General features: G+C 71.5%; 13 protein-coding genes and 2 pseudogenes. 11 read left to right on the top strand and 4 right to left on the bottom strand.

Annotated elements, in window-relative coordinates; all coding sequences use genetic code 11:
- Window positions 1–10 precede the first annotated feature (10 nt).
- Window positions 11–924 (bottom strand): annotated as a pseudogene (locus tag OG858_RS02925) (LysR family transcriptional regulator).
- A gap of 137 nt (window positions 925–1,061) precedes the next feature.
- Between OG858_RS02925 and OG858_RS48065 the strand changes: the two are divergent.
- From OG858_RS48065 to OG858_RS02910, 4 genes and pseudogenes are all read left to right on the top strand, one after another.
- Window positions 1,062–1,145 carry a putative leader peptide gene (locus OG858_RS48065; RefSeq protein ID WP_350284076.1) on the top strand — a complete coding sequence of 28 codons (84 nt, stop codon included), beginning with the start codon at window positions 1,062–1,064 and terminating at the stop codon, window positions 1,143–1,145.
- Between the two features lie 307 nt (window positions 1,146–1,452).
- Window positions 1,453–2,007, top strand: a complete 555-nt coding sequence (ssuE, locus tag OG858_RS02920; RefSeq protein ID WP_319265326.1) for an NADPH-dependent FMN reductase — start codon at window positions 1,453–1,455, stop codon at window positions 2,005–2,007.
- A 4-nt stretch (window positions 2,008–2,011) separates the two neighbouring features.
- A pseudogene (locus OG858_RS02915) lies at window positions 2,012–2,388 on the top strand (acyl-CoA dehydrogenase family protein); the annotation flags it as partial.
- Window positions 2,389–2,568: 180 nt separating this feature from the next.
- Window positions 2,569–3,720, top strand: a complete 1,152-nt coding sequence (locus OG858_RS02910) for an LLM class flavin-dependent oxidoreductase (protein ID WP_319265322.1) — start codon at window positions 2,569–2,571, stop codon at window positions 3,718–3,720.
- A gap of 52 nt (window positions 3,721–3,772) precedes the next feature.
- Here the strand turns inward: OG858_RS02910 and OG858_RS02905 are convergent, their stop codons facing one another.
- Window positions 3,773–4,273, bottom strand: a complete 501-nt coding sequence (locus OG858_RS02905; RefSeq protein ID WP_319066181.1) for a GNAT family N-acetyltransferase — start codon at window positions 4,271–4,273, stop codon at window positions 3,773–3,775.
- A 68-nt stretch (window positions 4,274–4,341) separates the two neighbouring features.
- Complete coding sequence (locus OG858_RS02900; RefSeq protein WP_319320355.1) at window positions 4,342–5,385, bottom strand: acyl-CoA dehydrogenase family protein; 1,044 nt, start codon at window positions 5,383–5,385, stop codon at window positions 4,342–4,344.
- A 238-nt stretch (window positions 5,386–5,623) separates the two neighbouring features.
- Here OG858_RS02900 and OG858_RS02895 point away from each other — a divergent pair, with 238 nt between their 5' ends.
- The 7 genes from OG858_RS02895 to OG858_RS02865 all read left to right on the top strand — a co-directional run bounded on the left by OG858_RS02895 (window position 5,624) and on the right by OG858_RS02865 (window position 12,408).
- Window positions 5,624–6,505, top strand: a complete 882-nt coding sequence (locus OG858_RS02895; RefSeq protein WP_319265317.1) for a hypothetical protein — start codon at window positions 5,624–5,626, stop codon at window positions 6,503–6,505.
- An 84-nt stretch (window positions 6,506–6,589) separates the two neighbouring features.
- Window positions 6,590–7,093 (top strand): MarR family winged helix-turn-helix transcriptional regulator, encoded by a 504-nt coding sequence (locus OG858_RS02890; protein WP_328545166.1) that lies wholly within the window; start codon window positions 6,590–6,592, stop codon window positions 7,091–7,093.
- Between the two features lie 52 nt (window positions 7,094–7,145).
- A complete protein-coding gene (locus OG858_RS02885; RefSeq protein ID WP_086753752.1) occupies window positions 7,146–7,865 on the top strand; it encodes a response regulator transcription factor in 720 nt (239 codons plus the stop codon).
- 391 nt (window positions 7,866–8,256) lie between these two features.
- Window positions 8,257–9,198 carry an aldo/keto reductase gene (locus OG858_RS02880; RefSeq protein ID WP_179201449.1) on the top strand — a complete coding sequence of 314 codons (942 nt, stop codon included), beginning with the start codon at window positions 8,257–8,259 and terminating at the stop codon, window positions 9,196–9,198.
- Window positions 9,199–9,246: 48 nt separating this feature from the next.
- Window positions 9,247–10,590 (top strand): hypothetical protein, encoded by a 1,344-nt coding sequence (locus OG858_RS02875; RefSeq protein WP_319265310.1) that lies wholly within the window; start codon window positions 9,247–9,249, stop codon window positions 10,588–10,590.
- Between the two features lie 251 nt (window positions 10,591–10,841).
- On the top strand, window positions 10,842–11,237 hold the full coding sequence (locus OG858_RS02870) for a VOC family protein (RefSeq protein ID WP_037692139.1): 396 nt from the start codon (window positions 10,842–10,844) through the stop codon (window positions 11,235–11,237).
- 94 nt (window positions 11,238–11,331) lie between these two features.
- Complete coding sequence (locus OG858_RS02865) at window positions 11,332–12,408, top strand: adenosine deaminase (protein WP_086753758.1); 1,077 nt, start codon at window positions 11,332–11,334, stop codon at window positions 12,406–12,408.
- Here the strand turns inward: OG858_RS02865 and OG858_RS02860 are convergent.
- On the bottom strand, window positions 12,384–12,905 hold the full coding sequence (locus OG858_RS02860) for a mycothiol transferase (protein ID WP_328545167.1): 522 nt from the start codon (window positions 12,903–12,905) through the stop codon (window positions 12,384–12,386). The two genes, OG858_RS02865 and OG858_RS02860, sit on opposite strands and share 25 nt — an antisense overlap.
- Between the last annotated feature and the right edge of the window lie 52 nt (window positions 12,906–12,957).

Below are 12,957 nucleotides of genomic sequence, written 5' to 3'. Positions count from 1 at the left end.
GGCGCCCGGGTCAGCAGGACGCCCGGGCGCCCAGTGCCCGTGCCCGGCGGACGAACGTCTCGTGCAGGTCCCCCGCGGCCCGCGGTACGGAGTCCGCCCTGCGGCGCCGGAGCATCAGCAGGACCCGTGTGCGGTCACCGGCGATCGGGCGGTGGACGAGAGCGCCCCGCCGCTCCAGGGGCTCGTCGATCACGCTGAAGTCCGGCAGGACCGTCGCCCCGAGCCCCTCCGCCACCAGCAGCTTGCCCATCTCGGCACCGTCGGTGGAGTACGCGAAGGCGGGGTCGCGGCCGTCGAGGAGCCGGTGCACGTAGCGGTGCATGACGTACCCCGAGCGCATCCCGATCAGCGGTACGCCGACCAGGTCGTCCACGGACACCGCCGCCGCGGACGCCGGCGGACTGTCCGCACGGACCACCACCACCGGGCGGCCCCGCAGCAGTTCGGTGGCCTCGAACTCGGCGGGCACGTCGTCGCCGTCGAGGTGGTTGACGAGCCCGAGGTCGAAGGAGCCCTCCAGCAGGCCCCGGTGGATGTCGGTCTGCTGGGCGCCGACCACCTCGACCTGGGTGAGGGGATGCGTGGCGCGGAAGTCGCGGATCACCGGGATGAGCAGCGGCACGGTCGCCGCGTTGACCGTGCCCAGCCGGACCGTCCGGCTGATGCGGTGCTGTTCGCCCGCCGCGGCCCGCAGTCGGTCCACCGCGTCCAGCACCCCGATGACGTGCGGCAGCAGTTCCCGGCCCGAGGCGCTCATCGTCGCGCCGGAACGCTTGCGCTCCAGCAGATCGACCCCGAGTTCGCGTTCCAGATTCCGCCCGTCTCGCTCAACGCGGGCTGGGAGAGACGCAGTTCCTCGGCGGCCCGGCGCAACGAACCGAGCCTGATCACCGCAGTGATGTATTCCAGTTGTTCTGTCCGCACGGCAGCAGAATGCGCGCTGATTTCCAGCCCGTTCAAGGGTTTCCCTGTCACACGTTCGTGAAATTCAATGGTCCGGGATACGAGACCGGTCGGGTTCTCCTTGACGCCCGTCGACGACGGCTGTCACGATCGACGGCATGAAGATGCGACTGGACCTCACGCGGCGACGCCATGTCGACCTCGCGCGCGTCTCCAGCGCCTCCTGTCGCGCCGCGGCCTGATCACTCGCCGCGATCCGCCGCGCAATTCTGCTTTCCGCGCCTGAATTCACCGTGCCCGTGCATCCCATGACATGTATGCACTCCTCCTGCTGAAGCGACCGCACACCCCCTGACCCTGAATCAGGCGTGCCCGAAGAATCAGGCGTGCCCGAAGAATCAGACGTGCCCGAAACATTCCGCGACGGAAGTTCCGCATGCCGCCACGCCCGTGAAAAGGCGAACGGTTCCATCCCACCCGGTACTCCTGACCGCTCCCTTCCGGGGTGCCCGTCCGCACGGTCACCCCGGGTTCCCAGAAAGAGGGCCCATGGCCACCGTCCTGTCCGTCTCCGGCAGCCCCTCCGTCTCCTCCCGCACCGCGAAGCTCGTACGCCATCTCGACGCCCGCCTGGCCGCCCAGGGTCACGAGGTCGTGCCGCTGGACATCCGCACCATCCCCGCCGAGGCCCTGCTCGGCGCGGACTTCAAGCACCCTGCGATCGTCGAGGCGACCGAACTCTTCGAGCGGGCCGACGGCATCGTCATCGGCACCCCCGTCTACAAGGCCGCCTACTCCGGAGTCCTCAAGGCCCTGCTCGACCTGCTCCCGCAGTACGCCCTCACCGGCAAGACCGTGCTGCCCCTGGCCACCGGCGGCACCACCGCCCACGTCCTCGCCATCGACTACGCGCTGCGGCCGGTGCTCAGCTCCATGGGCGCCCGGCACATCGTCCCCGGGTGGTTCACCCTCGACAAGGACATCACCGTCGGAGAGGACGGCAGGGTCACGGTCGCCCCGGCCACGGCCGACGCCCTCGGCCAGGTCGTCGACCAGTTCCTCAACGCCCTCGGCCCCGTGCCGGTGCTGGCCGCCGCGAGCTGACGCCATGACCGACGTCCTCACCGAAGCCCCGGCCGCCTCCCTCTCCGATCCGCCGACCGCCAGGGTGGTCGCCGACGACGCCGAGGCCCTGGCCGTCGCCGCCGCGCTCGCCGCGGAGTTCCGTGCCGGGGCCTCGGAGCGGGACGCCGACCGGCGGCTGTCGCGCGCCGGGAGTCGGACCGGCTCTCCGCCTCCGGGCTGCCGGCCGTCACCGTGTCCGCCGAGCACGGGGGAGCGGACGTGACGCAGGAGATCCGGGCGGGGGTCTTCCGGCTGCCGGCCTCAGCCGACGCGAGCCTCGCCCGGATCCCGCAGAGCCACTTCGCCCACGTCCATGTGATCCGCCGGCAAGGCACCGCCCGGCAGCGGGAGTTCTTCTTCGGCGGGCCCCTCAACGAGGCGCTGCGTGCCGCCCCTCCTGGATCGCACGCCCCAGCCCGCTGGAAGATCCAGCACATCGGCCGCCATGTCCTCAACGGCACCGGACCCCACGCCACGGCCTGCTCCGAAGGTCGTCCCCGATGACCTGCCGCCGCGGACATCCCTGATCGGAGACCCCACGTGTCCCTCACCTTCCACTGGTTCCTGCCCACCAACGGCGACAGCCGCCATGTCGTCGGCGGCGGCCACGGCACCCCCGCCACCGAGTCCGGCCGGGACCGGCCGCCGACGGTCGCCTATCTGAGCCAGATCGCCCGCGCCGCCGAGGACCTCGGCTTCGTCGGCGCCCTCACTCCCACCGGTGCCTGGTGCGAGGACGCCTGGCTGACCACCGCGATGGTCAGCCAGACCACCGAACGCCTGAAGTTCCTGGTCGCCTTCCGCCCCGGCTCCGTCTCGCCCACGCTCGCCGCCCAGATGGCCTCCACCTTCCAGCGGCACACCGGCGGACGGCTCCTTCTCAATGTCGTGACCGGTGGTGAGAGCCACGAGCAGCGCGCCTACGGCGACTTCCTCGACAAGGCCGACCGATATCGCCGGACCGGCGAGTTCCTGCGGGTCGTACGGGAGTTGTGGGAGGGCAAGACCGTCGACCTCGACGGCGAACACCTCCGGGTCGAGGACGCGAGGCTGGCCCGGCTGCCCGACCCCGTGCCCGAGGTGTACTTCGGCGGCTCCTCGCCGATCGCCGGGCAGATCGCCGCCCGGCACGTCGACGTCTACCTCACCTGGGGCGAACCACCGGCCAAGGTCGCCGAGAAGATCGACTGGATAAAGGGGCTGGCGGCGAAGGAGGGCCGCACCCTCCGCTTCGGCATCCGGCTGCACGTCATCACCCGCGACACCGCCGAGCAGGCCTGGGCGGAGGCCAACCGACTGCTCGACGGCTTCGACCCCGAGACCGTACGGTCCGTGCAGGCCGGACTCGCCCGCAGCGAGTCGGAGGGCCAGCGGCGCATGCTCGCCCTGCACGGCGGCAACCACGACAGCCTGGAGATCCACCCCAACCTCTGGGCCGGCATCGGCCTGGTGCGCGGGGGCGCGGGAACCGCCCTGGTCGGCAGCCACGACGAGGTCGCCGAGCGCATCAAGGAGTACCACGCCCTCGGTATCGACGAGTTCGTCCTCTCCGGTTACCCGCACCTGGAGGAGGCGTACTGGTTCGGCGAGGGCGTCCTCCCGCGCCTCGCCGCCCAGGGGTTGTGGCAGCATCCCTTCGCCCGGCCGGCGACCGTGACGGCACAGGTGCCGTTCGCGAGCCGGAAGGCGTGAGCCGAAGAGAGCGACAGCGGAGCCGCGCCTGCCCCCTCGGGCAGGGTGACGCTCACACAGCGCGCTCCATGCACACCAGGCGATCCCGCGCGTCCCACGACTCGGTGATCTCGAAACCGAGCCGCTCGTACAGGGCGACGGCCCCGGTCCGCCAGTTCCACACCGACAGGCGCACCGTGCTCACGCCGCGCTCCGCGGCATGTGCGAGCGCGGCGTCGAGCAGGCCGGAGGCGATGCCCCGGCCCCGGAACGCCGGGTCCGTCCAGAGTCGCTTGATCTCCGACCGTCCGTCGGTGGGAGCGGTCACCACCACACAGCCCACCGCGGTGTCCCCGCTCAGGGCCACCAGCACGGCATCGTCGGCGAACGCGGCCGCCGGGTCGGAGATCTCCGCCCGGTAGCGGTCCGGCAGCCCCTCCGCATCGGCGACGGGCTCGCCCTTCTCGGCCTCGGTCCGCAGGTGGTAGGCGGCAAGCAACGAGGTCGGCCCGCCCACGGCGGAAGAGGTCCGACCCGTCCACCGGACGATGGAGATCTCGCGCTGGTCTGTCATGAAGCCAGCATCACACGACACCGGCCGGGCTTCGCGTGGGCCCCCCGCCGCATGCCCGTCGGCCGGGATCAGTACGCGGCCGACAGCGAGCCGAGGTGGGCCCGGCGTACCTCGGCGGTCTGGCCCTGCACCAGCAGGAAGAGCGCCTCGCGGGCCAGACGCTGCGCCCGGCTGTCCAGGTCGAGGGCGCGTCCGCCGCCGGAGACGACCGCGGCGGTCGTCGCCGTGCGCATCAGGTCGAACGCCTTCGTCTTCAGGGCGAGCCGCTCCTCCATGTGCTCGTGGGGCGCCGGATGGTCGGCGAGGGCGTAGGCCTGCCGCCGTACCTTGTCCAGCCGCAACCGCAGCCCCTTCGTCGTGGGGGCGTCCTGGTCCAGCAGGCCGAGGGCCGACTCGGCGACCCCGAACACCGCGGGCGAGGCGTTCGTGGGTTTGGGGCGGTCGCTCGCGGCCCAGGACTCGTACGGGGCGTGCAGGGCCACAGCCTCCTCGGGGATCCACAGCCCGTCGAGGTCGAGCGAGACCGTACGGGCGGCCGTGAGCGCCGCGAGCCGCATGGGCGCGGAGGCCTTCAGTCCGGACTGCTGCCTGGCCTCGGTGAAGGCGAACACCACCTCGTCCGCGTCCGTCACCCCGGCCAGCAGCATCACATCGTTGAGCCCCCATCCCGTGTACCAGGGAACCGTGCCGTGGAACCGCCAGCCACCACGCTTCGGCACGGCCCGCACCGGCACCTGCGGATATCTGCGCAGATGCGCGTACGCGACGCCGGACAACAGTTCGCCGGTGGCGAGCTTCCCCAGCAGGCCTTCACGGGCGGGGAGCTCGCTCTTCACCAGGGTCAGCACGGGCGTGTAGTGCTGGGTCTGTACGAACCACGTGGAGCAACAGGCCCCCGCCAGGATCTCGGCAGTGTCCCGTGCCACGGAGTTGGGTGCCCCCGACCCGCCGTACGCCACCGGCGCGCTCACCCCGAGCAGTCCCGACCGCTTGATGGCCTCGATACTGCTCGCGGGCACCCCCTCCTGGTCGACGCGCTCCGCCTGCGGCGCGAGCACCTCGGCGGCGAGCCGGCGCGCCTGGACGACGAGGGGGTGCGGTGACGTGGTCATGGGGTGATTCTCCCCGGCTCCGACCCCAAAGATCACATCTTCCGGGCCGGAGGATCACATCTTCTCGGGCGGCGTGGACCGTGTGACCTGCGCCACGTCGGCCCGATGTCAGGTAGACGGCCGCAACCGGTCAGGCCGTTGCGCTTGCATGTGATCGCCGGGGCCGAGCCCCGGCGGCTCCATGAGCGACGGTTCGCTCCCCCCACCGGGGCCGCTCGGCCCCGTAAGGAGAAAGACCATGAAAGACCGGGCCAAGGTCGAGGAACTCCTCGTCACGTCGGACCTCGAGGTGCAGACCTCGGCGGTCGCGTGGAAGCACGTCAAGGCCGAGTACGTCGACGTCGTCGAGGACATCCTGGCGACGCTGGCGCCGAGCGGGCCCTACGCGTACACCGTCGTCCCCACCCTCGAAGAGGGCAAGGAGATCCCGACACAGCGGATCGTCGACACGTACGAGGCCATCGAGAGCAGTTACCGCAACATGCACCGGTTCGCCGCCGTGGTCGGGATCCGGCCCGTGGCGGAGATCAACACCTCCTGGTACACCTTCGTGAGCGGCTCGGGCCGGGGGCGCGACAAGAACACCGGCGCCGAGAGCGAACGCCCCATCATCGTGCTGTTCCCGACGATGGGTTCCGAGGGCATCACCGGCGAACTCTTCTGGGGCCGTACGCAACACGAACCGCTGCCGGGCGACCCGGCCGACGGGGCCCTGGCCAGCAGGTTCGCCGTGGCCCAGGTGCACGACGCACTCCTCGACGCCTACCGCAAGGGCGATGTGGACGCGATCGTGGAGCGGGCCCACCCCGAGGTCCAGACGGGCGTGCGGGACTACGCGGCGGGCGTCGGTACCCTGGCCGAACTGCATACCAAGGACGAACTGAAGGTCCACCTCCAGGCGTTCTACGCCCACTACGAGGTCCGGGAGATCGAGGTCGTCAAGCAGCACTTCGACGACTGGTTCTTCTTCCACGAGCTGCGCTGGACGGTCGAGGCCCGCAAGGGGCCCGAGGCGGGCGGCGTCTTCCGTCACCACACTGCCGAGTACGCGGAGGTGTCCGGCGCCGGGCTGGTCGTCGCGCACATCGGGCACGGCACGGACCAGCTGAAGCTGGGCTGAGACGAGGGCCCAACTCCTGTGCGGCGGTGCCACATGACCACAAGACATTGCTTGACTTAGGCAAATGTCTGCTACGGTTTCCGTATGTCCACACCGCGCCCCACCGAAGCGGCCGCCCTCACGGACGTGACCGAGATCGAGCGGCTTCTCACCCGTATCGCGTATCTGGCCGGCCGGGCCCGCCGGCACGAGCGTCTGATGTCCGAGAGCGGACTGTCCCTGGACCGCGCCTCCGTGTCGATCCTCCGGCACATCGCGGAGAGCGAGCCGGTGCGCCCCGGAGTGCTCGCGGTCCGGCTGTCCGTGGAGGCGTCCCATGTCACCCGGCAGCTGAGGCAGTTGGAGAGCGCGGACTACGTGATGCGCATCCCGGACCCGGAGGACCGCCGGGCGCAGCGCGTCCGCATCACCGACACCGGGCTCGCGGCCTTCGAGCGCGTCAGGGAGGCCGGCCGCCGGAACATCGGGGCGGCACTGGGCGAGTGGTCGACCGAGGATCGGCGGCGACTGGCCACCCTCTTCGGCCGGCTGGCCGACGACTTCGTCGAGCATGCCGAGACGGCCGTCGACCCCCGGCCCGCCGCCTGACGGCACGCGGCGCGATCCCCCTCCGTGCAAGCCCCACGCGAACGGTCTTGTCATGCGCACTCTGCTCACCGAGAAGCCGTCGTCGCCGAGTGGCGACGCGCAGCACGTCCTGGTCGTCGTGGACGACCCCGGCGTCACCGAACTCCTCACCACTGCAATGGAGTTGGCCGGATACCGGGTCGCCGCGGCGGACACCGGCGCCGAAGGGATGGTGCGGATCGCCCGGAACCGGTACGACCTGGTCGTCTGGGACGCCGCGCTGCCGGACCTGGGGCGCTTCGCGCGGGGCCGACGCGGCGCACCGGCGGACCGGCCCCTGCTGCTGTTCCTCGCCACCTGCGACTCTCTCCCCGACCTGGTCCCCGACCTCCGTCTCGGCGACGAGGACTACGTCGTCAAACCCGTACGTATCGCCGAAGTCCTGGACCGGGCCCGCGCGTTGCTGCGCGGCCGGGGTGGTTCCGAACGGTTCGACGGGATGCCCTGCTACGGCGACCTGGTCCTGGACGACGCCGCCTGCGAGGCGCGGCGCGGTTCCAGGCCGCTCCGTCTCACACCCGCCGAGTACCGGCTGCTGCGCCATCTGCTCGCGAACGCGGAGCGGGTGCTGTCCAAGGAGCAGATCGGCCGGCACGTCTGGGGCGAGTACCGCGCCCATGGCGCGATCGAGAAACTCGTGGCCCGGCTCCGGCGCAAGATCGACCGCGAGGAGCCCGCACTGATCCACACCCGGCGCGGCTTCGGCTACTGGCTCGGCTGCCCCCAGGGCTGACCCGATGCAGCGCCTGACCTCGTGTCATGCGATCGACTGGTCTACACCCTTGACTGGTACAGACCAACGCGGTTGAGTGTTCCCCACACCCCCACCACGGCCGCGCCCACGCCGTGGCCGGCTCCGCCGGCGCGTGCGCGCGAGGTTCCTGCCCCGTGGCCCCCCTTCGCTCCGATGAAGGGCATCGACCTGCCGAGCCCTCGCGCCACGACCGTGCCCGGCGGTTCCGTCGGCCCGCGGCTCGCAAGAGGCCCAACATCTGCGCCACCACTACGACCTGGGCAACCCGGCGTCGGCGATGGAGACGCTCGACACGTACCTCCGTCCGTGACGTAGGTCTGTCCGTAGCAACCCGGCGGGTGCGGTGCCCGGCGCGTGCGAGACTGCGGCGGTGACCTCGTCGACGATCACCGCGAGTGCCGCGGGCACCTGGACGCTCGGTGACCTGCCCGTCAACCGTGTCGGCTTCGGCGCGATGCGGCTGACGGGCAGCGCCGCCTTCCACCTCGGGACGCCGAGGGAGCGTGAGGGGCCGATCGCCGTGCTGCGGCGCGCGGTCGAGCTGGGCGTCAACCACATCGACACGGCCGCCTTCTACTTCTCGTCCCTGCGCTCCGCCAACGAACTGATCAACAGCGCGCTGGGCGGGCCGTACCCGGACGACCTGGTCGTCGTCACCAAGGTCGGGCCGCACCGCGAGTACTCGGGGGAGTGGGGCACGGCCGCCCGCCCCGACCAGCTGCGCGGCCATGTCGAGGAGAACCTGCGGCAGTTGGGCCGCGACCACCTCGACGTCGTCAATCTGCGCCGGATGCGCCAGGAATCCATCACCGAGCACTTCGGCGCGCTGGCCGAGCTGAGGGAGGCCGGGCTCATCCGCCATCTCGGCGTCTCCGGCGTCGAACCCCGCCACCTCGCGGAGGCCCGGGCGATCGCGCCGGTGGTCTGCGTCCAGAACCGGTTCGGCCTGCACACCCCCGACCCCGCCGCCGACGAGGTGCTGCGCGTCTGCGGCGAACAGGGCATCGCGTTCGTCCCGTTCTACGCGATCGCCGGTGACGCCGGTCCCGAGGGCGGCGCGAGCACCGAGCACGACGACGAACTGCTCGCCGTGGCCCGCGCCCACGACGCCACCCCCGCGCAGATCCGCCTCGCCTGGACCCTCCACCAGGGACCGCACGTCCTCGCCATCCCCGGCACGGGAGATCCGGACCACCTGGCCGAGAACATCGCCGCAGGCGCCCTCCGGCTCACGGCGGACGAGGTGGCCCGGCTGGACGCCGTACACCGGGGCGAGGCGTCGGGGCAAAGCAGCACCAACAGGTTCATATAGGCTGCCTGTTCCGCCCCTGCCGTCCGTCACCACCCGGGAGAGTCACTCGTGAGCGTAGCCACCGCCCACTCCGCATCGGCCGTACCGCCCGCCGACGAGACGCCCGCGGCCGGGGAAGTTCCGTCGCGGGACGAGGGGTTCTGGGTCGAGCCGGGCACGGCCGGGGACGAGACCCCCACGGACGCGCCCGCCGGTGAGGTGCCGGCGCGGTCGTCCGGAGGTGAGACTCCCGCGCGGTCGTCCGACGAGGAAGCCGCCACGCAGTCGTCCGACGAGGCGGCCGCCGCTCTGCCGTCCACCGGCGAGATCCCCGCGCAGGCATCCGGTGACGAGATCCTCGCACAGACGCCCGATGACGAGGCCCCCGCGCAGGCGTCCGGCGATGACACCCCCGTCGACGCCGTGGACGAGCAGGTCGCCCGCGACGCCCGGGACTTCGGGGTGTACGCGCGCACCGGGGGCTGGGCGTTCGCGCTGAAGGTGGCGCGGAGCGTGCGGCCCGGAGGGGAGACGGCGGGCGAGACGTCGAAGGTGTCGGCGAAGCGGTTCGCCGAACTGGCCGGGTGCTCGCCGGAGCGGGTCATGCGGTACTACAAGGCGTGGGACAAGGCGGCCGACGACGGCATGGTCCCGCACTTCGAGGCGCTGGCCCCCGGCGAGGAGATCGACCTCCCGGACTCGGACGTCTGGCTGACGTACTACAGCTCCCGGTCCGGCGCGACCTCCGACCGCGGCACCGCGATCACGGCGGCGGCCGAGGCCGAGGGCATCCGCCCGACCAAGGCGCTGGAGGTCGCCGAGAACCCGACCGCGCTGCGCGCCGCGATCCTCGCCGACCCGTCCACCGCGCAGGCGGCCCGCACCGCGCTCCTCGACCGTCTCAAGGAGGACCCCTCCCTGCAGACGGAACTGGCCCGTGACATCGCCCGCACCGACGAACTGAAGAAGGCCGTCGCGAACGAGACCCAGGCCGCGAGCCGTATCGGGTACGTCCGGCAGATCGTGGAGAACGGACAGGTCAAGACCCCGGCCGGACAGGTGATCGACGCCACCGCGGAGCTGCGCGCCGAGGCCGAGCGGCATCTGTCCCTCATCGACGAGCTGGACGACGACGAGGACACCGGCGAGTGGGCGACGGAGGCGTACGACACCGTCAAGGAACTCGTCGTCCAGACCGTCGAGGCGGACCCGGAGCTGAGGGTCCAGGAGCGCCGGACGAAGTTCTACAGCAGTCTCCAGAAGGCGACGAAGGTCTTCGAGGAGCTGACGCTCGACGACGCCGTCGACCTCGACGCCATCTACGAGGACGACATGCTCCAGCGGCTTGAGGACCTCCAGCAGGCCCTCAACACCTGCATCGCCGCTCTCCGCAAGGCGTCGCCGGGCGAGTGACCCGGGGCTCCGGCCCGCCCGATTCCCGAGGTCCCCTGCGCGGCAGGGGGCCTCAGTCGTGCCGTGGGGCACCCCGCCCGCCCTGGGCACGACCTCCCGAGCGCCGTACGGAGAAAATACTATTTGCCGTCCGGTGCGTGTTACGTATAACCTCCCGGGAACCCCGAGCGGCTCTCGGACGATCACCACTCGATCCCCGTGCGGGCTTCGTCCGATCTCCGCGCCGTTCGCGCCCCACCCGAGAGGCCCCGATGAGACGCATGGCCCTGGTCACCCTCGTGGTCCACGACTACGACGAGGCGATCCGCTTCTACACGGAAGCGCTCGGCTTCCGGCTCGTCGAGGACGAACCGAGGCCCGACGGCAGCCGCTGGGTCGTCGTCGAACCGGGAAGCGACGGGCAGAGCGGCGGACTGCTGCTCGCGAGGGCCAAGAACGAGGCCCAGCGCGGCCGGGTCGGAGACCAGACCGGCGGACGAGTGGGCTTCTTCCTGCACACCGACGACTTCGCCCGCGACCACGCCCGGATGCTCGCCGCGGGCGTCAGGTTCCTGGAGGAGCCGCGCCACGAGCCGTACGGCTCGGTCGCCGTCTTCGAGGACCTGTACGGCAACCGCTGGGATCTCCTCCAGCCCGCCACCGACTGACCGGGCAGCCCTGCGCCGCTCGGGCGCCCGCCGCCGACCGAGTTACTCGGTCACCCGCTCCAGCCCCACCACCGCACCACGAGGAACGAACGCCATGACCGCGCCCCGTATCGACGCCGACACCATCCGCCGCCTCCCCAAGGCCGTCCTGCACGACCACCTCGACGGCGGTCTGCGCCCCGCCACGCTCGTGGAGCTCGCGGCGGAGGCCGGTCACACCCTCCCGGAGACCGATCCGGAGGCCCTCGCCGCCTGGTTCTACGAGGCCGCCAACTCCGGTGACCTGGTGCGCTACATAGCCACCTTCGAGCACACCCTCGCCGTGCTGCAGACCCGTGAGGGTCTCCTGCGCACCGCTGAGGAGTACGTGCTCGACCTGGCCGCCGACGGTGTCGTCTACGGCGAGGTGCGCTACGCCCCCGAGCTGAACACGCGGGGTGGGCTCACGATGAGCGAGGTCGTCGAGACCGTGCAGGAGGGCTTGGCCGCCGGTACGGCCAAGGCTGCGGCCCAGGGCACCCCGGTCCGGGTCGGCACGATCCTGTGCGGGATGCGCATGTTCGACCGGGTCCGCGAGGCCGCCGACCTGGCGGTCGCCTTCCGGGACGCCGGCGTCGTCGGCTTCGACATCGCGGGCGCCGAGGACGGCTTCCCGCCCGCCGACCACCTGGCCGCCTTCGAGCACCTGCGCCGCGAGAGCGTCCCGTTCACCATCCACGCCGGCGAGGCCCACGGTCTGCCCAGCATCCACCAGGCCCTGCAGGTCTGCGGCGCCCAGCGCATCGGCCACGGCGTCCGCATCACCGAGGACATCGTCGACGGCAAGCTCGGCCGCCTCGCCTCCTGGGCCCGCGACCGCCGGGTCGCCCTGGAGATGTGCCCCACCTCCAACCTGCAGACCGGCGCGGCCACCTCCATCGCCGAGCACCCGATCACGGAGCTGAGGGACCTCGGCTTCCGCGTCACCCTCAACACCGACAACCGTCTGGTCTCGGGCACCACGATGACCCGTGAGATGACCCTGCTCGTCGACGAGGCCGGCTGGACCCTCGACGACCTGCGCACGGTCACCGTCAACGCCCTCAAGAGCGCCTTCATCCCGTTCGACGAGCGCAACGCCCTCATCCAGGACGTCGTTCTGCCGGGCTACGCCTCGGCCGCCGCGCGCTGAACCAGTCCCCGTACGTACGCTGCCTGGCCGACATGCTGAAGATCGTCGGCCAGGACACTGACCAGGCGTACGCCGAGGGTGACGGCCGGCGTCCACCGCTCGTCCACGATCCGGTCGAGGCCGTCGGCGCCGAGGCCGTGCACGAACGCGAGTGTCCGTTCGTGCACGGCGTCGAAGTAGCCGGTGAGCAGGTCCCCCGAGTCGACCCGCACCTCGGCCACCTGCGCCGTGGTGTGCCCGTAGCCCGTGTCCCGGGCGGCCAGAGCCAGCCCGAAACGCCTCTCCCAGCCCTGGGACAGCCAGACCTGGTCGAGCCCGGAGGCATCGGCCACATGGTCGTCCTGGATCCGGGTGAGATGCCACACCAGCCAGGCGACGGAGTTGGCGTCGGAGGCGGGCCGGGCGCGGAGTTCCGCCGGGGACAGTCCGTCCACGGCGGCGTGGACCCCCTCCTTGATCCGGCCGTACGCGTCGATGAGAACGTCCTTCGCATCCATACGTCCACCATCGGGCATCGGGGCCGCGCCCGCACCGCCCCTTCGACGGACG

The organism is Streptomyces europaeiscabiei (assembly GCF_036346855.1).
GTDB classification, from domain to species: Bacteria; Actinomycetota; Actinomycetes; order Streptomycetales; family Streptomycetaceae; genus Streptomyces; species Streptomyces europaeiscabiei.
Note: the sequence above shows the minus strand (reverse complement) of the source record. Positions and strands in the feature narration are given on the sequence as shown.

Excerpts from the sequence above, each read along its gene's own strand:
- OG858_RS48065 (WP_350284076.1), top strand. The coding sequence starts at position 1,062 with ATGAAGATGCGACTGGACCTCACGCGGCGACGCCATGTCGACCTCGCG.
- ssuE (WP_319265326.1), top strand. The coding sequence starts at position 1,453 with ATGGCCACCGTCCTGTCCGTCTCCGGCAGCCCCTCCGTCTCCTCCCGC.
- OG858_RS02905 (WP_319066181.1), bottom strand. The coding sequence starts at position 4,273 with ATGACAGACCAGCGCGAGATCTCCATCGTCCGGTGGACGGGTCGGACC.
- OG858_RS02900 (WP_319320355.1), bottom strand. The coding sequence starts at position 5,385 with ATGACCACGTCACCGCACCCCCTCGTCGTCCAGGCGCGCCGGCTCGCC.
- OG858_RS02895 (WP_319265317.1), top strand. The coding sequence starts at position 5,624 with ATGAAAGACCGGGCCAAGGTCGAGGAACTCCTCGTCACGTCGGACCTC.
- OG858_RS02890 (WP_328545166.1), top strand. The coding sequence starts at position 6,590 with ATGTCCACACCGCGCCCCACCGAAGCGGCCGCCCTCACGGACGTGACC.
- OG858_RS02885 (WP_086753752.1), top strand. The coding sequence starts at position 7,146 with ATGCGCACTCTGCTCACCGAGAAGCCGTCGTCGCCGAGTGGCGACGCG.
- OG858_RS02870 (WP_037692139.1), top strand. The coding sequence starts at position 10,842 with ATGAGACGCATGGCCCTGGTCACCCTCGTGGTCCACGACTACGACGAG.
- OG858_RS02865 (WP_086753758.1), top strand. The coding sequence starts at position 11,332 with ATGACCGCGCCCCGTATCGACGCCGACACCATCCGCCGCCTCCCCAAG.
- OG858_RS02860 (WP_328545167.1), bottom strand. The coding sequence starts at position 12,905 with ATGGATGCGAAGGACGTTCTCATCGACGCGTACGGCCGGATCAAGGAG.